Origin of the sequence: Leptotrichia sp. oral taxon 879 str. F0557 (assembly GCF_000469385.1) — a bacterium.
In the GTDB taxonomy this organism is placed as follows: Bacteria; Fusobacteriota; Fusobacteriia; order Fusobacteriales; family Leptotrichiaceae; genus Leptotrichia; species Leptotrichia mesophila.
In genome coordinates, this window is record NZ_KI271335.1 from 1 (window position 1) to 20557 (window position 20557).

Annotated in this window: 21 protein-coding genes and 1 pseudogene; 13 read left to right on the forward strand and 9 right to left on the reverse strand. The window is 28.0% G+C overall.

What is annotated here, in order from left to right:
* Positions 1 to 426: 426 nt before the first annotated feature.
* The 8 genes from HMPREF1552_RS12795 (at position 427) to HMPREF1552_RS07190 (ending at position 8163) form a co-directional block, all read left to right on the forward strand.
* On the forward strand, positions 427 to 591 hold the full coding sequence (locus HMPREF1552_RS12795) for a hypothetical protein (RefSeq protein ID WP_021744470.1): 165 nt from the start codon (positions 427 to 429) through the stop codon (positions 589 to 591).
* 395 nt (positions 592 to 986) lie between these two features.
* Positions 987 to 1583: an outer membrane beta-barrel protein gene (locus HMPREF1552_RS07160; protein ID WP_021744471.1), complete on the forward strand. Its 597-nt coding sequence runs from the start codon at positions 987 to 989 to the stop codon at positions 1581 to 1583.
* 481 nt (positions 1584 to 2064) lie between these two features.
* Positions 2065 to 3177 carry an ABC transporter substrate-binding protein gene (locus HMPREF1552_RS07165; protein WP_039901387.1) on the forward strand — a complete coding sequence of 371 codons (1113 nt, stop codon included), beginning with the start codon at positions 2065 to 2067 and terminating at the stop codon, positions 3175 to 3177.
* Positions 3178 to 3224: 47 nt separating this feature from the next.
* Entirely contained in the window at positions 3225 to 4340 is a 1116-nt protein-coding gene (locus HMPREF1552_RS07170) for an ABC transporter substrate-binding protein (RefSeq protein WP_021744473.1), read from the forward strand.
* 239 nt (positions 4341 to 4579) lie between these two features.
* Complete coding sequence (locus HMPREF1552_RS07175) at positions 4580 to 5476, forward strand: branched-chain amino acid ABC transporter permease (RefSeq protein ID WP_021744474.1); 897 nt, start codon at positions 4580 to 4582, stop codon at positions 5474 to 5476.
* A gap of 24 nt (positions 5477 to 5500) precedes the next feature.
* Positions 5501 to 6601, forward strand: a complete 1101-nt coding sequence (locus tag HMPREF1552_RS07180; protein ID WP_051311993.1) for a branched-chain amino acid ABC transporter permease — start codon at positions 5501 to 5503, stop codon at positions 6599 to 6601.
* 46 nt (positions 6602 to 6647) lie between these two features.
* The gene (locus tag HMPREF1552_RS07185) at positions 6648 to 7406 is read left to right on the forward strand and encodes an ABC transporter ATP-binding protein (protein ID WP_021744476.1); all 759 of its coding nucleotides are present in this window, start codon (positions 6648 to 6650) and stop codon (positions 7404 to 7406) included.
* A 49-nt stretch (positions 7407 to 7455) separates the two neighbouring features.
* Positions 7456 to 8163 carry an ABC transporter ATP-binding protein gene (locus HMPREF1552_RS07190; protein ID WP_369750443.1) on the forward strand — a complete coding sequence of 236 codons (708 nt, stop codon included), beginning with the start codon at positions 7456 to 7458 and terminating at the stop codon, positions 8161 to 8163.
* Positions 8164 to 8321: 158 nt separating this feature from the next.
* Here the strand turns inward: HMPREF1552_RS07190 and HMPREF1552_RS07195 are convergent, their stop codons facing one another.
* From HMPREF1552_RS07195 to HMPREF1552_RS07230, 9 genes are all read right to left on the reverse strand, one after another.
* Positions 8322 to 10286, reverse strand: a complete 1965-nt coding sequence (locus tag HMPREF1552_RS07195; protein ID WP_021744478.1) for a hypothetical protein — start codon at positions 10284 to 10286, stop codon at positions 8322 to 8324.
* A gap of 103 nt (positions 10287 to 10389) precedes the next feature.
* Positions 10390 to 11514, reverse strand: a complete 1125-nt coding sequence (locus HMPREF1552_RS11630) for a YARHG domain-containing protein (protein WP_021744479.1) — start codon at positions 11512 to 11514, stop codon at positions 10390 to 10392.
* Between the two features lie 46 nt (positions 11515 to 11560).
* Complete coding sequence (locus HMPREF1552_RS07205; protein ID WP_021744480.1) at positions 11561 to 12121, reverse strand: hypothetical protein; 561 nt, start codon at positions 12119 to 12121, stop codon at positions 11561 to 11563.
* A 429-nt stretch (positions 12122 to 12550) separates the two neighbouring features.
* The gene (locus HMPREF1552_RS07210) at positions 12551 to 12835 is read right to left on the reverse strand and encodes a hypothetical protein (RefSeq protein ID WP_021744481.1); all 285 of its coding nucleotides are present in this window, start codon (positions 12833 to 12835) and stop codon (positions 12551 to 12553) included.
* Positions 12836 to 13061: 226 nt separating this feature from the next.
* A complete protein-coding gene (locus HMPREF1552_RS13020) occupies positions 13062 to 13262 on the reverse strand; it encodes a J domain-containing protein (RefSeq protein ID WP_155827510.1) in 201 nt (66 codons plus the stop codon).
* Between the two features lie 6 nt (positions 13263 to 13268).
* Positions 13269 to 13727, reverse strand: coding sequence for a hypothetical protein (locus HMPREF1552_RS07215; protein ID WP_021744482.1), 459 nt, complete (start codon positions 13725 to 13727; stop codon positions 13269 to 13271).
* A 17-nt stretch (positions 13728 to 13744) separates the two neighbouring features.
* Positions 13745 to 14398, reverse strand: coding sequence for a hypothetical protein (locus tag HMPREF1552_RS07220; protein WP_021744483.1), 654 nt, complete (start codon positions 14396 to 14398; stop codon positions 13745 to 13747).
* A gap of 82 nt (positions 14399 to 14480) precedes the next feature.
* A complete protein-coding gene (locus tag HMPREF1552_RS07225) occupies positions 14481 to 14768 on the reverse strand; it encodes a hypothetical protein (protein ID WP_021744484.1) in 288 nt (95 codons plus the stop codon).
* Between the two features lie 134 nt (positions 14769 to 14902).
* Positions 14903 to 15529 (reverse strand): hypothetical protein, encoded by a 627-nt coding sequence (locus tag HMPREF1552_RS07230; protein WP_021744485.1) that lies wholly within the window; start codon positions 15527 to 15529, stop codon positions 14903 to 14905.
* A 199-nt stretch (positions 15530 to 15728) separates the two neighbouring features.
* Between HMPREF1552_RS07230 and HMPREF1552_RS13025 the strand changes: the two are divergent.
* The 5 genes and pseudogenes from HMPREF1552_RS13025 to HMPREF1552_RS07250 form a co-directional block, all read left to right on the forward strand.
* A pseudogene (locus tag HMPREF1552_RS13025) lies at positions 15729 to 15881 on the forward strand (ABC transporter ATP-binding protein); the annotation flags it as partial.
* Positions 15882 to 16119: 238 nt separating this feature from the next.
* Positions 16120 to 17466: an AAA family ATPase gene (locus HMPREF1552_RS11635; RefSeq protein ID WP_021744487.1), complete on the forward strand. Its 1347-nt coding sequence runs from the start codon at positions 16120 to 16122 to the stop codon at positions 17464 to 17466.
* Positions 17467 to 18132, forward strand: coding sequence for a hypothetical protein (locus HMPREF1552_RS07240; protein ID WP_021744488.1), 666 nt, complete (start codon positions 17467 to 17469; stop codon positions 18130 to 18132).
* Positions 18133 to 18308: 176 nt separating this feature from the next.
* The gene (locus tag HMPREF1552_RS07245) at positions 18309 to 19127 is read left to right on the forward strand and encodes a Cof-type HAD-IIB family hydrolase (RefSeq protein ID WP_021744489.1); all 819 of its coding nucleotides are present in this window, start codon (positions 18309 to 18311) and stop codon (positions 19125 to 19127) included.
* A gap of 34 nt (positions 19128 to 19161) precedes the next feature.
* A complete protein-coding gene (locus HMPREF1552_RS07250) occupies positions 19162 to 19692 on the forward strand; it encodes a hypothetical protein (protein ID WP_155827506.1) in 531 nt (176 codons plus the stop codon).
* The last annotated feature ends 865 nt before the right edge of the window (positions 19693 to 20557 follow it).

Sequence of the window (20557 nt, forward strand, 5' to 3'; positions counted from 1 at the left end):
TGTGCCTAATTGAATGTAAATTACCCGAAGTATTGTATAAGGAAAATTCCTTGCTCTTTGCCAGTATGTTCTCTAGTCACAGATGGTACTTTTTGCAATATCGTATTCAAAGTCAATATTTTTCATAGTTCTATAGTCACCGTAATATGAAAGCATAATTACAAGTCTGCTAAAGACGGACAGTTTCAGCGGGTATCTGCCTCTTAAAATATACTTCATTTAGAAGTTTTAACATTTTATCAAAGGTCTTTTTTTATACTAAAAATTTTCTGATAGAGTTTTTTTATTCTTTCAACATTATTTACTATTTTTATTATCAGTTATTATACCTTGATATTATTCTTTAAGGTTATCGAACAGTTTTATTATAGAAATATTGGAAAAATACAAGATATTAAATGAAGATATAGAAATAGATGGGATTAAATGAAATGTAAAAAAAATAAAATACAGATAATATTATCAGTAACTACAACAAGTTGTGAAAAGCTTGAATCCCAAAAAAACTATACAGTAGTATTAAATAAAGAAGAATGCAAAAAAAGAGTTACTGAAATAGAGAATAAAATTAATAATAAAAATTTTTTCTAAAGTTGAAAAGAAAAGAGTAAAATATTCTCAAGATGGATTAGTAAATCAAGCAGAATTCTATAGTTTGTTTGAAGATAAATCTATTGAAAAGAATTAAAAAATTATACTTTAGAGTATAAAAAATTTGCACATGGATATAAAGAATAAATAAATTTTTTGTAACAATTAAGAATGTCTAAAAGGTATATTTTATACATAAAATAGGCATAAATAAAGGGTTCTGTCAAAGGTAAAACTAAAGATAGATACACTAACTTATAAGTTGTATGGGGTATAATACTGTTAACAGTTGGGGAGGATGTATAATCTTCAATTGTTAAATATAGCAATTTGATTTAGAAATTTTAGAAACAAGATTGTAAAGGAGATTTTTTAGAAAAGAAAGGTGATTAATTATGAAAAAGACATTAATTGGTTTATTTTTAATTTTAGGAGCAGCTTCTTTTGCAGATGCTGGAAAAATTGAAGCTAAAGGAGCTCTAGATTTAGGTGGAAAATACCACTATGGAGATAATTTTAAGAGTCAAAAAAGTAAAAATAGTTCAGGAGAGGTAGGAGTTGAATATAGAAACGAAGTAGCTCCTGGATTAGAAGTAGGTGGAGGGACAGCATTCCAATTCCATAAAGATTTAAAAGATAAAGTTAATGGACAAAATGAAAAAAACTTTAACTCTATTCCAGTTTATGGAACTGCAAAATATAAATTTGATACACAAACTGCTGTAAAACCTTACGTTAAAGGTGATTTAGGATATTCATTCAATAGTGGAGACCATGACTATGGAAGATTAGGAAAATTCAAAGCTAAAAACGGATTATACTATGGAGTTGGTGGAGGAGTAAACTACAATAACTTCAATGTAGAGCTTATGTATAAAGAAAACCAAGGAGAATACGAATATGAAGGACGATTAGGTTCAAGATCTAAATATGATGCTAATTATAAAAGAGTATCTCTTGGTGTAGGTTATGACTTTAACTTGTCACAATAATCTATAATAAGAGAAGTTATACATTAAAAATCTAAAAATTTAAAAAATTGAATATTTGCAATCGAAGAAACTATCACATAAACGTGATAGTTTTTTTTAGTAAAATAAGTTATTTTAAAACCAAATAAAATTAATATTTTTATGAATAAACCATATTTTGTTTAAAATAAGGAATATTGATTATTTACTAATTAGTATGTAACTTAAAATTTATAAAGAATTTGATATTTAAATAGAAAATAGTACAAATACTGAATTTATTTAAATTTTTACAGTATGATTCAAAAGGGAACTAGATATATAATAAATTTTTAAAAATAATTTCATTTCTTTACCCTTTTATGATATAATATTAGACATAAGTAAGTGAAAGTTTGTTTTAGATTAATAGTAATAGTATTTTATTTGATATTTATTATATGTTTTTCTAACAATGCTTTGACGATGCAAAGAATTTAAGAGAGAAAGGATGATGCAGAGTATGAAAAAAATATTTCTGATGATGTTGTTAGTCATGGCATTTATCGTTGGCTGTGGGAAAAAATCAGCTGATGGAAATGTTATAAAAATAGGAGTTATTGCACCGCTTACTGGAAATTATGCACAATACGGAACTGCAGTAAAAGAAGGTGTTGAACTTAAAGTAGATGCTATTAATAATGCAGGTGGAATTAATGGGAAAAAAATTGAGCTTGTCATTGCAGATAGTAAAGGAGACGTTCAGGAATCAGTGAATGCATTTAAAAAAATGGTTTCACAGGATAAAGTGAGTGTTGTAATTGGAGAAGTTGTATCAGCTACATCACAAGCTATTTCAGGACTTGCACAGCAAGCAAAAGTACCTTTGATTTCAGCAACTGCTACAAGTCTTGATGTTACAAAAGGAAAAGATTTTGTATTTAGAACTACATTTACAGATCCTTATCAAGGAACTGCTACTGCAAAATACGCAAAAGCTAAAGGTGTAAAATCAATTGCAATTTTAACAAATTCTTCAAATGATTACTCTGTAGGAGTTGCAAACGCATTTAAAGAACAAGCTAAAAAAGATGGAATAATTATTACTGAAGAAAAATATACAAATGATGATAAAGATTTTAAAGCGATTTTAACGAAAGTAAAAGGACAAAATCCGCAAGCTATCTTCATACCTGATTACTACAATACAATTGGGTTAATTATTTCTCAAGCAAAAGATTTGGGAATAACTGCTCAATATTTTGGTGGAGATGGATGGGACGGAATTCAGACTAACTTTGGAGCAGTTGCAGAAGGAGCAATTTTTGCAAGCCAATTTTCTCCAGAAGATAAAGCTGAAAATGTTCAGAAATTTATGAAAGAGTACCAAGCTAAGTTTCATAAAGAACCAATAATGTTTGCTGCACTTGGATATGACACAGTGGAAATTGTGGAAGCTGCATTGAAATCAGCAAAAGATTTGACAGGGTCATCTATAAGAGAAGCTATGAATGGAGTTAGTGGAATTGATCTTATAACTGGAAAATTAAAATTTGATGCAGATAGAAATCCTGAAAAAGCAGTTACATTTATTGAAGTAAAAGGTGGAAAACTTACATTAAAAGAAAAATTTTAATTTAAAAAAATAAATTAATTATAAAAATATAGCAGAGGAGAACAACAATGAAAAAAATATTATTTTTAGTTTCATTATTGGCATTATTTGTACTAAGCTGTGGAGCAAAAGCATCTAAGGACAAGAATGTTATAAAAGTTGGTGTTATAGGAGCATTAACTGGAAACGTGGCACAATATGGAACAAGTACAATAAATGGATTTAAATTGAAAGTAAAAGAAATAAACGCTGCTGGCGGAATTAATGGTAAAAAAATTGAAATTGTAGAAGCAGATAGTAAAGGTGATGTACAGGAAGCAATTAATGCATTTAAAAAAATGGTTTCACAAGACAAAATTGACATCTTTGTAGGAGAAGTTACATCTGGACCATCTCTTGCAATTGCACCGCTTGCACAACAAGCTAAAATTCCTATGATTACAGCAACTGGAACTGCATTTGATATAACAAAAGGAAAAGATTATGTATTTAGAACTACATTTACAGATCCTTATCAAGGTGTTGTTGTTGCAAAATATACAAAATCAAAAGGGCGTAAAAATGTTACAGTTTTAACAAATACAGGAAGTGATTATTCTGTTGGGCTTGCAAACGCATTTAAGGAACAAGCTAAAAAAGAAGGAATTCAAGTAAAAGAAGAACAATATACTGCTGATGACAAAGACTTTAGAGCATTACTTACAAAAGTAAAAGGATATAATCCTGAAGTAATTTTTGTACCTGATTACTACAATACAATTGGATTAATCTTGACACAAGCAAAAGAACTTGGAATAAACGCTCAATTTATGGGTGGAGATGGATGGGACGGAATCCAGACTAACTTTGGAAAAGTTGCTAATGGAGCAGTTTTCGCAAGTCAGTTTGCACCAGATGATCCTGATCAAAATGTACAAAAATTCATCGCTGCATACAAAAATGAATATAAAATAGATCCAATTATTTTCGCTGCTTTAGGATATGATACAGGAACTATTTTAGAAACAGCATTAAAAAATGTTTCTGACTTGTCTTCAAAAGATGCGATAAGAGAAGCAATCAAAAAATTTGACGGTACTTTAGTTACTGGTTCATTAAAATTTGATGCAGAAAGAAATCCTGAGAAAAAAGTTACATTTATTGAAGTGAAAGACGGAAAACTTACATTGAAGGAAAAATTCTAGAAATAATATAGAAAATAATAATTATTATAAAGTTCGGTTGTTAGGAGAAGTTTTCTTTCTTCTAACACTCTGGAACTTTTTTTATCTAAAAAGAAGAAATTAATTTGGGTAAATATACGTAAGCAGCTTTAAGATTATACTAATTTTTTGAATACAAACAAGGAGTATAGTTTTAAGGTTGCCTAAGTATATGAGTAGAAAATAAACGTATAAGTAAAAAGTATGAGGAGTTTTTAAATATGTTAAAGAGCTTTATTGAACAGACTATTAACGGACTGCAGACTGGAAGTATTTATGCCCTTATTGCGTTGGGATATACAATGGTTTATGGTATCGTTAAACTTATAAATTTTGCACATGGAGATATACTTATGGTGGGAGCTTATGCTACGCTTATCGCTGTGTCAAATGGAATGCCATTAATACTGGCTATTGTTTTGTCAATTATTTTATGTGCTATTATGGGAGTTGTAATTGATTTTTTTGCATATCGTCCAATTAGAAATGCGCCTAAAATTTCGGCACTTATTACAGCAATTGGAATGAGTTTTTTGTTAGAAAGTTTGGCACTTATAATATTTGGAGCAAATCCAAAAGTTATTGATCAGAAATATATACCGGCATTTTTATCAAATAACAACAAGATTAATTTAGGATTTTTAAGCATCAGCATGCTTACAATATTTGTAATTGTAGTTACTTCAATTTGTATGATTGCCTTAAATTTATTTATTAAAAATACAAAATTAGGAAAAGCTACAAGAGCAGTTTCGCAGGATACAGGAGCTGCACAGCTTATGGGAATTAATGTAAATAAGACTATCGCCATAACATTTGCAATTGGATCAGGGCTTGGTGCGTTGGGTGGAGCATTGTATGCGATTGTTTATCCGCAAATTGAGCCATATATGGGAATGTTGCCAGGATTGAAGGCATTTATTGCAGCTGTATTTGGAGGAATAGGAAGTATTCCAGGGGCTATGGTTGGTGGATATGTCTTAGGGCTTATTGAAGCATATGTAAAAGGTTCATCGCTTACAACTTGGGCAAATCCTATTGTATTTGGTGTACTGATATTAATACTAATTTTTAGGCCAAATGGACTATTTGGAAAGAATATGAAGGAAAAAGTATAATTTGAAAGGAGGAAAATGGGAAATATGGAAAAAACTAATAAAGATGTAAAAGCAAAAAATATAGATAGTAAAGAAAAAAAGCATAAAGAAATAAAAGAATATAAATGGAAAAATTTGAACTATTTTAACAAATTAAAAGTAAAAAATTATGTTGTTACATTTATTTCAATAATTGCACTTTATATCGTCCTAAGTTTTACTTTTGATCCAAATGATGCTTTCAGTTATACAAAAGGAATATATATAAACATATTAATTTTTGTTTTATTTGCAGTAAGCTTAAATATAACAGTTGGGCTTATGGGACAGCTTAATTTGGGGCAAGCTGGATTTATTGCAATTGGTGGATATTCAGCGGCATTTATTTCAAAAATACTCGTAAATTATAATTTACCGCCATTTTTACAATTAATACTGGTATCATTGTTTGGAGGACTGGTTGCGGCTGTATTTGGATTTCTTGTTGGTGGAAGTACGCTAAGGTTAAGAGGGGATTATCTTGCGATTATTACTTTAGCATTTGGAGAAATTGTAAAATATATTATTCAAAATCTGGACTTTTTAGGTGGAGCAACTGGACTTAACAATATTCCAACAATTCTAGATTTTTCAAATACATATTTCATTGTAGTTATCTCGATTATTATAATCGCAATGGCGATGACTTCTCGAAAAGGGAAAGAGATTCTGTCAATTAGAGAAGATGAAATTGCGGCAGAAAATATAGGAATTGGACTAAATCGTGTAAAACTTTATGGATTTGCTTTTTCAGCGTTTTTTGCTGGAGTTGGAGGATCGTTATTTGCTCATAATATTGGAATTTTGACACCAGATAAATTTGGATTTTTATTCTCGATAGAAATTCTTGTTATGGTAGTGCTAGGCGGACTTGGAAGTATTACGGGAGCGATTATCGCTGCAACGATTTTGACACTTCTAAATGAAAGATTGAGAGATGTTTCGCAGTTTAGATACTTAGTCTACGCAATTATCTTGATTTCATTAATGATTTTCCGTCCAAAAGGGATTTTTGGTACTAAGGAATTTACATTTGCAGGAACAAAGAGAAGAATTAATAGAATTAGAAATTATAGAAATAATAAGAGTGAGAAAAGCGAAAGTTAAGTATTTTTGATAAATATAAAAATGAAGTAAAATAGGAGATAAAAATATGTCATTATTAAAAACGACAGATTTGGGAATATCTTTTGGCGGGCTAAGAGCTGTTGATGAGGTAAATATTGAGATTAAGGAAGGGGAACTGGTTGGATTGATTGGTCCAAACGGAGCTGGAAAAACAACAATATTTAACTTGCTGACAGGTGTTTACAAACCTACTGACGGGGATATTTCTATAAATCAGATTAGTATAAATAAAAAAACTACTCCACAGATAGTTGCTTTGGGAGTTGCCAGAACATTTCAAAATATAAGGCTGTTTAAGGAATTAACAGTGCTTGACAATGTAAAGCTGGCACTTAACAGCAGTATGAAATATAATACTTTTGAAGCGATTTTCAGGCTTCCTAGATTTTGGAAGGAAGAAAAGGAAATAACAGATAAGGCGCTTGATTTACTGGATATTTTTGATATGGCTGAAATGGCAAATATTACAGCAGGAAACTTGTCTTATGGACAGCAAAGAAAACTGGAGATAGCAAGAGCTTTGGCAACAAATCCAAAATTATTGCTACTGGATGAGCCTGCAGCAGGAATGAATCCAAACGAAACAAAAGAGCTGATGAACACTATCAGCTTTATAAGAAATAAATTTAAAATTGCAATCCTGCTAATCGAGCATGATATGGACTTGGTAATGGGAATTTGTGAAAGACTTTATGTGCTAAATTTTGGGAGAATTATTGCTTCAGGTCTTCCTGATGAGATTCAAAATAATAAGGAAGTTATAGCAGCTTATTTAGGAGAATAAAATTTAAGATGAAAATTAATAAAATTAGCAAAAAGGAGGAAAAGTGAATATTTTAAATGTAAATGATTTAAATGTATATTATGGCGGAATTCACGCTATAAAAAACATTTCATTTCAGATAAAAAAAGGTGAAATTGTTTCTCTAATTGGTGCAAATGGTGCGGGAAAAACCTCCACACTTCACGCTATTTCAGGGCTTGTACCAATAAAATCAGGAGAAATTTCCTTAAGCGGGGAAAATGTAACTAACATTGATGCTTACAAGCTTGTCAGCCGTGGAATGGCACATGTTCCAGAAGGACGTAGAATCTTTACAGAATTAACTGTACTGGAAAATTTGGAAATGGGAGCATTTACAAGAAACGATACAGATCAAATAAAAAAAGATATGGAACATATGTTTACACTGTTTCCACGACTTGCCGAACGTAAAAAACAGCTGGCAGGAACAATGAGTGGAGGAGAACAGCAAATGCTGGCAATGGCAAGAGCCTTAATGTCAAATCCTTCACTACTATTGCTAGATGAGCCGTCAATGGGGCTAGCACCATTATTAGTGCAGGAAATTTTCAACATAATTGTAAGAATTAATAAAGAAGAAAACGTAACAGTGCTGTTAGTAGAACAAAATGCCAATATGGCACTATCAATTGCAGACAGAGGCTACGTTCTGAAAACTGGAAAAATAATTCTGGAAGGAACAGGGAAGGAATTACTGACAAATCCAGAGATTAAAAAGGCTTATCTGGGAGGATAAAAATAAAAAATTAGAATATTTGTTTTTGAAAACTGTCTTGAAAAGTTTTTTGGCTTTTTGGGATGGTTTTTTTGTTTTTGGGAAGTTTTGAGAGGAGAAAAAAACTGGGAGGAATCCCAGTTGAAAAGATTACTATTTTTTATAAATTTTTTATTTTTCTAATTTAATAAATTGTATCCTTGCGAACTCATTGTAGCCTGTACTTCTCCTGTATTATTATATGTTTCTGAAGAAAAAGAGTTGGATTTTATTTCTTCATAAGAAATAATGTTATTTTTTTTATCTAAAACTATTTTTCCAATTTCTACAGGTTCGAAAGATTCTGTATTGCCAAAAAATCCAGTAAATACTTTTTGGATGAAATATTTAACTGATAAATTACCATTTTCATCCTGTTTATAATAAATTCCACCTAAGTTAAGATTGGAAGAAGAATCTTGATCCTTTTGCAATTCAATTTTTCGCTGTGCTACTTTTGTAATATAATTTTTAAGGTCTTTTATTTCATTGACATTTTTGGCATATTCAAGAAGTCCATTGACTTTTATTTTAAATTTGCTATTTTTAGGACGGATTTTTAATCTATTGGCTATTTCTTTGTTATAAGAAACATTAACGTCTATTGTATCTCCATTTTGTATTCCTTCAGTTTTAGAAAAAGTAAATGAAATTTCTGCATCTTTTGCAAATTCTTCTTCTTTTGTCATTTTTTCTGTATTTCCATGTATAGTTTCTAACGGGAAATTAGGATTTTGATAGTTTTGGATAGTTGCACTTCCAGAGGCTCCATCAATTCTAACTGTATAATATTTATTAAAATCAAAATTTTTCAAAAAAATAAAATTTGTACAGATATAATATAAAGCAAGAACTCCTATTACAGCAATTCCAATTACTTTATATTTTTTCTTTTTTTCAGGATTCATTGCATTTATTTTTTGGACACCATTATTCCATTCTGATTTTATATCTTCAATTTCTATATTTTTTCCTCTAAAAATAACAAAATAATTAGTTATCGCTGAACCTAATGAAACTAATAAAGTTGTTATTATCGCAAATTGTGTAAATCCTATATTAGGTGCTGCTCCTGTCGCTGCTCCCCACATACCTGATAATGAGCCAAATGCTTTTATAAGACTATTGACTGAATACATTTCAAGAAGTCCTAGTATTCCAAATCCACCAATAAAATAATAGTTTAAATTTTTTAATTTTTCTATTTTATTTTCTTTTTTCGCTTTTAAATAAATTAATACAGAAATTACAATTACCGTTATTATTATTAAATTTAATAAACTTTGCAACATTTTTGCTGTTGAAATAAATCCAATTCCTTCTCCTAACGTATTCATTCCACTATTTAAAAGATTGTCGAAAGAACTGGAACTGCTAGCTTCTGAAGTCAATTTTTTTACATTAGAATATAAACTTAAAGCCTTTATTCCAGCATAAAGAAGTATTGCCGATGAAATTGTACTTAACCAAAATATTATTTTTAAGAAAAGTTTATTATTTTCGTTATCTTTTTGTAAAATATTATCTAAAAATCCTGATTGTGAAGGGTTATTAGAATTATTATTTTCTGAAATTATATTATTATTGTTGTTGTTTCCTATATTATTTTTTGAAAAAACAATAGGATAATTTTTTAATAATGTAAGTGTAGAAAACACAAGACATCCAATTAGAGTAATTAAACCCGTAATTACAGATAATTTAAAAAGAAATTCAGGTATCAATCCTGCAATAGACAATATAAGTATTACTAGAACTACCATTCCTGCTATTGCTAATCTAAAAGGATTTGCATAATTAGGTATTTTCATTTTTTTAGCGTTATTTGAATTTAATGCTTTGGAACGAATACTAAATATTACAATTATATTTATTAAACTTGCAATTCCAAAAATTATAAAAAGAATAAATAATAAATGCATTGAATTATAGCCGTCAACAGCCCCTCCAATCATTCCACCAAATCCATTCATAAATTGTCCTAATATACCAATTATTTTTATGAAAATAAATCCCAATGTTACAAATATTATAGCACTTAACCAAAATAACAATTTTATTTCTCCAAGTTCTATTAAGTTATTGATATTTTTGTTATTATTCATATTTCCTCCTAATTTTTATTTATTAAGCTATTACTATTAGACTGAAAATTAATTGAATTATATAGCTTAAATTTTTTGAATATGAAATAATTTATAATAAATATTAATTTTCATATCGTCTGAATATATCAATAAATCTCTTTTCTTCTTCGTTTAATAAAGTATCTTGATTAGTTTGTGTTCCACGATACCAGCTTTTTTGAGAAAAGTAATTTGAATATTCAGGTTTTGTAAATATATATCCTTTTTTGGCAAATAATGTATTTCTTATATATGCCAATTGTCGTTTTGAAAAAGTTTTTAATATATCTGGATTGTTTTTGTGCATAACTTCATCATAAACTCTATCTAATAATGCTAAATCATCTTCATTTTGATTAGTTTGCGTTGGAGTTGGATTTGATATATTTTCTCCATTTGGTTGTGCTGATGATTGTTCTGGAGTTGCACTTTCACCAGAAGAACTTAATATTCTTCTAAATAAAGTTAATCCATTTTCAAGTACTGTATTTATATCGTTTAATTTTCTTATTTCAGACAATGTTTCACTTTTCTGATTTTTAGAATCCAATTTATATTTTATTTCAGAAATCGCTCCATCTCGAGTAAAATTATAATAAGTTTTATAAACACCACCATTTTCCTCGAATACAGCACTTACGTATTTTTCATCACCATTTTTATTTTCTTCTACATTTAAATCTTTTATGAATTTCCCATTTTTCTGAATACTTCCTATCATAGATTGTAAATCCATTGAATAAGAATTTTTATCGTATTTTGTAGTAATTTGCACAATTTTTCGATTACTGATAGAATTAGGATCATCAGAATAAATGACTTCCGTTATTATATTATTTTCAGTTTGAGTAAGTTTAACAAGTTTTCCTTGCTCATAAACTTGTACTTTTTTTGTACCACTTAATTTATAATTTATTTCAGTTTCTCCTTCCAGTTTTCCATTACTTACAAAAAAATACCCGCTTTTGTGAGGTAAATTAAAAGTAACTTTCCCTGTAAAAATGTTTCCTTGATAATAAATAAATTCATTTTCAATCTTAAAGTCTGTTAAGTTAAGTGCAACAGTAGGTCCTTGTGGATTTTGAAGCTTCATATAGGCAGCTGTTTGATTTGAAGTATTATTTCTATTTTTTGTGTTACCATTTTCTTTATTTGAACAAGATGCCATAAATGCCAAGATAAGAATTGCTATTGATAACTTTTTCATATTTTCTTATATTTCCTTTCTTTAAAATTTTTTATTGAAAAACAATTTAATTATTGTTATGGAATAACCAGTCTAAATATAATTTTGTATTTTTTTCTGTAGTTGAATCAAGTCTTTTTGCATTTTTAGACTTTAACAGAGCATTTAATTCACTTTCTGAAAGGACTTGATAACGATCTCTCTCATATTTTTTTCCATTTTTTATTTCAGTTCCAGGAAACATTCCTGCAAACATAATGTTAATATTATATGAAGTTGTTGTAGGTATATTTTCTTTTCTCTGGCTTTTTATAACATATTGTTTTGTTGTTGTATAAGTTAAAACAGGATAGCCTTCTTTGTCGTAAGATTTTATTTCTTCAAAAGGTATATAGGCAATTTTATATTTGTTTCCGACGGGAAGAACACTAATGAAATAATGATGTTTTTCCCATTTAGTATATTCACCATCAAAATCAGCCGGATCTTCTCCCAAAAACCAGTCTTTCTGATTTGAGATGTAAAATTGAGCTTTTGGCAATAAGAAACTGTCGGTTTCCTGCTCCGTTATTTCTGCAAAAGTAAAAGTTCCTAAAATAAGCATTAACATTAAAATAAGTTTTTTCATGATTTAGTTCTCCTTTATTTTCAAATTTTTTAAATAACTTTGTCCTAGTATTAAGTTTTTTTGTTATTTAATAAATAATTTTATATTATAAAGTACAAGGAATTAGGTTATTTTCTGTTTATATTATACTTAAAACTTTTTATTTTATAACTCTTCCTTGAATTATAAAATTTTTTATATTATATCACATAAAATATTAATATTGTTTATTATTTTATTATAAATATAAAATTATAGTTAAACAAAAATGATTAAATAGGATAAAACAAGGGTTTAGAATAATTACTTATAAAGATGAATTTTTATTAAAATCCTTGAAGTCAAAGATATTTATAAAGATACAATATAGAAATAAACTGGGATTTCTCCCAGCTTATTATTTAATTTTTCAGGTTATTTGCTGTGTTAAATTCAAAACTTTTAATATGTCTATTTAACATCGCCTTGTAATATATGTGCTACATCAGAATACGGATAGATTAAGTAGCCTTTTAAATCTTGTATATTTTCTTTTGAAATAAGTTTTGTAATTTCATTATATGTCTTGACTGTTTCTTTTTCAAACTGATCTGGCTTCATATTTTCTAGTTCTTTTAGCGTTTGGTTATATTTTTCTCGATGGTCTACAGTTGCATATATTGATTTATATGTAAGCAATAATTTATAGTTTTTTAGTACCAAAAGAGGATATATTGCTTTATCATTTATTAGCAAGTTTTTTTTCTGGATTCTTCAATGAAAAAAATAATAACAGAATAAATACCAACCATTATCATCAGTTCATTCATTGCTTTTCCAAAAAACATACTCAGAATTAATACCCTTATGACAAAAATAGTAATAAAGACATATTTTACTAAATAACATAGTTTTATGTAACTGTATTCGTTAGATTTCATATTAATCTTCTTTATTATTGATCTTTTAGTTTTTGGATGTTTTAGATAAATAGTATTCTAGATTGGCATCTAAGTATTCTTTTGCGGCATTTATATGCAGTGGTATCCTTTCCAGGGTTTTTGTCTGGATGGAATTCCTTTGCTTTTGCTCTGTGTGTCTTTTTTATAGTTTGAAGAGTCAGTTCGCCACTTGGATTAAGTCCAAGAACTTTCAGATTTTCTTCAAATTTTTTGTTATAAATTTATCCTTATTTTATTTCATCAGTAAACGGAAGTTTTTTATATTCTATCATTTCAAACCCAAAATAATTTTTTACAGTCCTACTCTTATATCCAATATTTTCAAATAGATAATCAGATGTTTTTGGGAATCCCCAGCCTCTTAAGTCTATTTGATGATTTTTTTCAAAATCTAGCTTTATGCCAGGATGTATGTATGTTTTGTGATTAGATTTCAATTTTTTATTTAAAAATTTATTTGAATCTACAGTATCATTTTTTCCCCAAGTGTACCCTAAAGCAACATCTTTATACTCTGTTCCATTAATATTACAAGTATCGTAAAATCTAAAATGTTCTCCTGTGGCATTTCCAAAATCTCCACCTATACTAGAAAACCCTGTACAGTAGCTCCCTTTTTTCACAGTAATTGTCTGTCCAAATGCAAGACTTCCAATTAACAGTCCTGCTAATAATAATTTTTTCATTATTTTCACTTCCTTTTTTATTTAAAAATTTGATTTCTTTTTTTAATTCTTTCCTTAATTTCTTCTGCTTCTGAATCTGAAATAATTCGTTCATGTGGCTGAACATTTCCACTATATCGTTGTCTTTCGTAAGTATGGATATCGATATCATCGTGTACTTCTCTAACTCTGTTTACTGCAACATTTCCAATAAAGTTCCCAATTCCTAGCACTTTAAATACTAAATAGCCTGCTATAAATAGAGCAATTAACGGTATTGCAAATAATACAAGTATCCCTATTCCGATTAGTTTTAAAATTAGTAAGGTGTATTGCTTTGTAGTAGTATTTTCTTCTCTGGCAATATTATCTTTGGAAGTTAGATATTTTTTGTTCAATACAGCAAAAGTAATTGCTCCAGTTATAAATTGTACAGCTGTTGCAATTCTAGAAATCGTAATTTCAGTTGGATGACTATAATTAAACAGGCTAAGAATGTAAAATATACCTTTTAGTATAAGGAATAAAGCAGCTCCTGCAATTGTTCCTGCCACAAATCCTAATAACCAGTATGATACAAGATATGTAATCCATACTTTTCCTTTTGTTACTCCTTCGAGAGGTTTACGTCTTATAGATAGGACTATAATGAGAATATGCAGTATAACAGAAGCCCAAAATATGAGTTTCAATGTTAATGATGAAAAATCGTTAAAAATTTAAATAATTTATGACATTGACTTTTCTTCCTTTCTTTAAATATTCTGTTTTATCTTATTTCGCATACTGATCTCTCATACTTGGAGGAATTTTATCAGGATTTTTTCTAAAATATTCCTCTCGAACTTTTTTATAATTGGTAGGTGCAGGGCGGTTGGGATAGTTTGCTAAATCGTGAAAGCTAAATCTTTCCATATTCATTGCATCTTTCTTTTTTCCGCTTTTTTTAGATGTTGATGTGGTTCTTTCTTTTTTAATTCTTCTGCTCTTTTTAGAAGTTTTACTTGCTGAAAAAGCAAATAGAGATGTTGCCAGCACGAATAATAATATAGTCTTTTTCATAAATTTTTCCTTCTTTCCTTTTTTATAAATTTATTTTTTTATTAATAACTATTTTCAAGAAAACTGGGATTTCTCCCAGTTTCTGTCGTTCCAAAATAATCAGACAATCTAAAATTCTGATAAATTTTTACAAATTAATTAAATTTTTTCCCATTAATAAAGATTTCAGCTTCAGGATTTGTTGAATCAAACCAAGGAATATAGCCATTTTCAGCTTTACCGTTTTTCATTGCCAAAGTAGTTACTGTTAGTTGATTGTCCCAAATATACATTGCTAAATTATGATCCAAATATAAATCATCATTAATTTCCTTTTCTTTACCTGATTTATCTCTTGAAAAACATCCTGAAATAGGTACTTTACCTATTATTTTGTATACTGGAAATTTAACATATCCATAATATGATTCCTTTCCTACCCATTCTAAAAATCCTCCTGGTTTTAGTCTGCATTCTATGTAATTTACTTTAGTTGCTGTTCCTTTTAAATCTTTATGTCTATATATAGACGTTCTTTCATCTGAATATACACTGTCTTCTGCTCTAAAGTCATTTTTATCAAAAGGATTTACGATTTCTTTATTTCCTCGATTGTCTGTTCTTATATACCCCCTAGTTCCGCCAGTTTTCCCAGAACTGTTTGACGAAGATGATGAACTGCCTGTTCCAGTTACTGCATTTTTCAGTTTTTTCCAGAAGTCTGCCTTTGCTGGAATTGTGAATGTTAGGCATAGCATTGCAATTAAAAATAGTTTTTTCATGTTTTTCTCCTTAATTTTTTGAAATTTAATTTATCGAGTCAATTTAGTTATATTATACCTTAAAACCCTTAGTTTTTTTTTTTGATTAGAAAATATTTTTAGGCAGATTAATATTTAATAAAAAAGGTTATTAAGTGGACTTTTACCCTTATTTCCTGTATAATATCAATATGTTGTAAGAATCAATAAAGAAGAAAACGTAACTGTACTGTTAGTAGAACAAAATGCCAATGTGGCACTATCAATTGCAGACAGAGGCGACGTTCTGAAAACTGGAAAAATAATTCTGGAAGGAACAGGGAAGGAACTGCTTACAAATCCTGAAATTAAGAAGGCTTATCTTGGAGGATAAAAATAAAAAATTAGAATATTTGTTTTTAAAAACTGTCTTGAAAAGTTTTTTTGGCTTTTTGAGATGTTTTTTTTAAAGATAGAGTGTATAGTAAAATACAATAAATTTAAAACAAAAAAATATAAAATCATGTAAAAAAATGATAAAAAAATGTATTTTTATCAAATTTTTATTGAAAAAATTCAAAAATATAGTATAATATAGTTAATAAAATACATTTTAGTAAAGGAGATTAGTTTTGAAATTAAAATCTATAAAATTAGAGAATTTTAAAAATATAAAAAATTCAAAAATAGAATTTAAAAGCAATAATTTATCAGCAATTTACGGACCTAATGGAAGTGGAAAAACGGCTGTAATAGAGGCAATTGAAGTTGTAAGAGAATATTTTTTGATTGATAAACCTGATTTTATGGAAAAGGAATTGGATGAAAAGTTAAAAAATTTTATAAAAATAGGAGAAACTACTACTTCTATTGAGTTTGAAATAGAAGGTGAAACAAAAAAATATAAGATTATTTTAATTTTTTCAAAAGATAAGTTTAATAATATTTTGCCTATGGAAGAAAAAATTTTATATAAAAATGTAGATAAAAAAAGAGAAACTTATAAAAAATTAATTTCTTTTAAAAGTTATGAAGTACAGCAAATTAAGTTAAAAAAATCTGAAAGTATCAATATAATAGAAAAAATATTGAAACAGCAGGAAACAAGTAAATTAAGTATAAATTTAGAAAATGTAAATTTAAATAGTTACTTAGGGATTATTTTTAGTCAAATTATTGAGAATCAGAAAAGTGAAAATAAAATAAAACTGAATGATGAACTTGAAAATGTATTGACAAATTTTTTAGAAATTGAAAACTATTTAACTAAAATTTTTGTTATAACCTTAGAAAATCAAGCAATGACAAATTTGAAAATTTTCTTAAATATGAATATCCACTTGGAAAATTCACAAGGAACAATCCCGATTACACTTAACCAAAATAATAACTTTTATTCTGAAAATATAGCAGAAGCAATTATAAATACTGTAAAACAAATAAACGGAATTTTTAAAGCAATTATACCTGATTCTGAATTGATATGCGAAGTAGAGGGAGAAAGAATAACTGAAAAAGAAAAGGAAAAAGGAATAAACTTATATGTAATAAAAAAAGGAGATAAAATTTCTATAAAAAATGAATCTGTAGGAATACAAAAGATAGTTTCAATATTATCAGCCTTGATTTACTGTATTCAAGACGAAAATGCGCTTGTAGTAATAGATGAATTAGATGCCCATATTTTTGAATATTTGCTCGCAGTAATCTTGGAACAAATCTCAAAAATAGCAAAAGGACAACTAATTTTTACCGCCCATAATCTTTCTCCAATGGAAAGATTAAAAGGAGAAAATATAATAGTTACTTCTCTTGATGAAGACAAAATAAATTACAGCTATTTTAAAAGAATTTCCAAAACAACAAACTTAAGACAAAAGTACATAAGATCACAAGCAATATGGAGTGAAGATAATATAAATCCATTAAATATAAGTGAAACAGAAATAGCATTGTATATGAGGAAGTTGGTGAAATAAATGAAGGGGAGTGTTATATTAATAATAGTTGAGGGAATTAGTGACGAAGAAACTCTTGTTCCATGGATAAACAGAACTATAAATAAATTGAAAAAAAGGGTTACACCAATTGTGATACATGGTGATATGTTGACAAGATATAAAAAATATTCGAAAGAATTTGAAATTACATCTTCAAATGTAACAAAAGAATTACAAAAAGTTGTAAATAGTTTTTTAAAAAAGCCATCAAATGTTATAAAATGGGCAGATATTATAAAAATTTATTATGTAACTGATACAGATAATTGTTTCAAAATAGAAAAAGAAAATTTAATAAATAAAAGGAAATGTCTAAATAAATTGTTTAAATTAAAGAAAATTGGAAAATCTAAAGATTCGAGACAACAACCATTTGAAGTAATTTTTTTTGGAAATAATTTAGAACATGTTTTATATGGTATAGAAAATAAATTATCTGATAAGGAAAAAACAAAATTATCTACAGAATTTGCAATAGATGTGTCAAATGGGGAAAAAGATTTTAAAAGCTCATTTTCACAAAGTGAAATAAAAACCTGGAACATTTATGAAGAAAGTTATAAAGAAATTCAAAATTATAAGGGAAGAGCAACAAATATTACTGCGTTGATAGAAGAAATAGAAAATGGATTTAAATTTTTATAAGTTAGATTTTTCCCCATATTTCCTGTATAATACCAATATAAAGCAGTAATTTTTTGGCATTTTATACAGATGAAAAACACACAGTGATAAGACTGGCAACAAGTTGGGCAACTACAGAAAAAGATTTGAATGAGAATTAGTAAAATTATTATAAATAGAGAAAGTGAGAGGATTTTATGGATTATAAATTAATTGCGACTGATATGGATGGAACATTGCTTGATGAGGAGCATGGGATAACAAAGGAAAATGTTGAGGCGATTATTAAAGTTCAGAGAGAAAAAGGTGTTAAATTTGTACTTGCGAGTGGAAGACCAAGTTATGCGATGCTTGAATATGCAAAAGAGCTTGAAATGGATAAATACGAAGGATATGTGCTGGCATTTAACGGTGGCGAATTAATTGATATGAAGACAAACGAAGTGATTTTTCACGAAGGGCTTGAAAAAAAGGATATTGAAAATGTTTATAAAGTTTCAAAGGAAATAAATGTTCCGATGATTTTATACGTTGGAGATACAATTTATGGAACTGAAGCGACAGATGGAGTAATGTATGAAGCCGATCAATGCAAGATGAAATTTCAAAAATTCGATACACTTGAAGAATTGACGAAAAAAGGAATTGATAAAACTACAAAATGTATGATTATTGGAAAGCCTGAAGAAGTATTGATTGCTCAAGAACACATGAATAAAGTTCACGGAAATGATTATTTTATCGCCATTTCAAAACCAATCTTCCTAGAAATTGCCAACAAAAATGTGGATAAAGGAAAAACATTGAAAAAATTGGGAGAAATTGAAAATATAAAACCTGAAGAAATGATTGCAGTTGGTGATAGTGCCAATGATAAGCCGTTGCTGGAGTACGTGGGAATGCCTGTGGCTGTTGAAAATGCAATTCCTGAAATTAAGGAAATAGCTAAATTTATTTCTACATCAAATGTGGAGCATGGATTGAAAACTACGATTGAGGAGTTTTTTGAAATATAAAAAACTTAAAGTAAGAAGAGAGGAAATACAATTTATGAAAAAATATATATTTATTATAATGATATTAATGGGAATAATAAATTTTGGAAATGAGAATTATGGATATGTAAGAAGTTCAATGCATAACGATAGTGTTTATTGTATAGGAATAGGAAAATTAACAGAAAATATAAATGATAGAATTTTATCATTTAAAGCTAGATTATGTAGAGTCGGAGAAAAAGTTTTTAGAAATGTTACTGTAAATCAGTATTTAATTTTACGCGATTATAATGATGAAAAATTTAATGTAAAAGAAAAAATGACATACTATACTTTAGGGCCTTTTGATGTTGTGTATTTAGCTGATTCAAATATGTTATTATTAGAAAAAAACATGGAACATCCTAGATCATTTGGACATGAAGCTATTTTTGAGCCTGTAAGTGAGATGAGAGGTTTGGTGGATATAGATTTAATAGAAATTTATGGAAATACTTTAGGGCTCTCTACCGATACAGAAGAAGCATATATAGATAAGTTTAATAATTCTATACACAATATTCAATTTATTGAAAGAAATTAACTGAAAATAATAAAATTAGAATTTTTATTACTCGTTTTTAAAAATTATAAAATTTGTACAGAAATTATTGGGGAAAAAAGTCGAAAAATGATATAGATCTTTTCTTCTAATTTTGAAGTTTATAGCGAAGGAGATATGTATAATCCTGACTATGAAATAGAACTTTGGGTTCCGATAGTAAAAGATAAAAATTAAATTTATAATATTTTCTCTAAATCTTTTAAAAAATTATTTTAACTGATTTCTGCTATTTAAATGTTATAAAAAAATGGGAGATATTCTGAATACACAGTTTATTTCCCATTTTATCTTTATTAGACTAAACCCCATTTAAATAATAGAAATAAAATTTTACAATAAGTAATTCAATAGCTTTATTAAAAAAATCAAGTGTAATTCTTAAGTATCCATCTTAAAGACTTTTATAATTTTATTTATAAGTATTACGATTAATAATAGTTTTTTCTATTTTTTTATTCAATTTTTTTGTAATGTAAGAGCATCAGACGCCATGCCCTTTTTCGCAATAAAAGTTATTTTAACATGTATAACTGGTTACTATATTAAAGATAATAGCGAAACGTTCTACGAACTACCCCGCTTTACACAAAACTTTCTTATAAAGAAAAAATAAAACTCGCTTCGTAAAACTACGCTCAGACAGTTATTTTTCCTTTAAAGAAATTTTGCTTATTTAATATTTTCCAAATACAAAAGCCTAGAATTTAAATATAATAATCTTTATAATTTAGTACAGAATGTCGTGATTTTTTTGGAATGAAAACGACTGTCTGAGCGTTAGCGAGTTTCGTTTTTATTTCAAAAAAATGCTTAGACGAGCCAGGGTTGCAAGGGAAATGGCGAC

What these genes read in the sequence shown, in the direction of transcription:
- HMPREF1552_RS12795 (WP_021744470.1), top strand. Translation starts at nt 427, where the DNA reads ATGAAATGTAAAAAAAATAAAATACAGATAATATTATCAGTAACTACA.
- HMPREF1552_RS07160 (WP_021744471.1), top strand. Translation starts at nt 987, where the DNA reads ATGAAAAAGACATTAATTGGTTTATTTTTAATTTTAGGAGCAGCTTCT.
- HMPREF1552_RS07165 (WP_039901387.1), top strand. Translation starts at nt 2,065, where the DNA reads ATGAAAAAAATATTTCTGATGATGTTGTTAGTCATGGCATTTATCGTT.
- HMPREF1552_RS07170 (WP_021744473.1), top strand. Translation starts at nt 3,225, where the DNA reads ATGAAAAAAATATTATTTTTAGTTTCATTATTGGCATTATTTGTACTA.
- HMPREF1552_RS07175 (WP_021744474.1), top strand. Translation starts at nt 4,580, where the DNA reads ATGTTAAAGAGCTTTATTGAACAGACTATTAACGGACTGCAGACTGGA.
- HMPREF1552_RS07180 (WP_051311993.1), top strand. Translation starts at nt 5,501, where the DNA reads ATGGAAAAAACTAATAAAGATGTAAAAGCAAAAAATATAGATAGTAAA.
- HMPREF1552_RS07185 (WP_021744476.1), top strand. Translation starts at nt 6,648, where the DNA reads ATGTCATTATTAAAAACGACAGATTTGGGAATATCTTTTGGCGGGCTA.
- HMPREF1552_RS07195 (WP_021744478.1), bottom strand. Translation starts at nt 10,286, where the DNA reads ATGAATAATAACAAAAATATCAATAACTTAATAGAACTTGGAGAAATA.
- HMPREF1552_RS11630 (WP_021744479.1), bottom strand. Translation starts at nt 11,514, where the DNA reads ATGAAAAAGTTATCAATAGCAATTCTTATCTTGGCATTTATGGCATCT.
- HMPREF1552_RS07205 (WP_021744480.1), bottom strand. Translation starts at nt 12,121, where the DNA reads ATGAAAAAACTTATTTTAATGTTAATGCTTATTTTAGGAACTTTTACT.
- HMPREF1552_RS07215 (WP_021744482.1), bottom strand. Translation starts at nt 13,727, where the DNA reads ATGAAAAAATTATTATTAGCAGGACTGTTAATTGGAAGTCTTGCATTT.
- HMPREF1552_RS07225 (WP_021744484.1), bottom strand. Translation starts at nt 14,768, where the DNA reads ATGAAAAAGACTATATTATTATTCGTGCTGGCAACATCTCTATTTGCT.
- HMPREF1552_RS07230 (WP_021744485.1), bottom strand. Translation starts at nt 15,529, where the DNA reads ATGAAAAAACTATTTTTAATTGCAATGCTATGCCTAACATTCACAATT.
- HMPREF1552_RS07240 (WP_021744488.1), top strand. Translation starts at nt 17,467, where the DNA reads ATGAAGGGGAGTGTTATATTAATAATAGTTGAGGGAATTAGTGACGAA.
- HMPREF1552_RS07245 (WP_021744489.1), top strand. Translation starts at nt 18,309, where the DNA reads ATGGATTATAAATTAATTGCGACTGATATGGATGGAACATTGCTTGAT.
- HMPREF1552_RS07250 (WP_155827506.1), top strand. Translation starts at nt 19,162, where the DNA reads ATGAAAAAATATATATTTATTATAATGATATTAATGGGAATAATAAAT.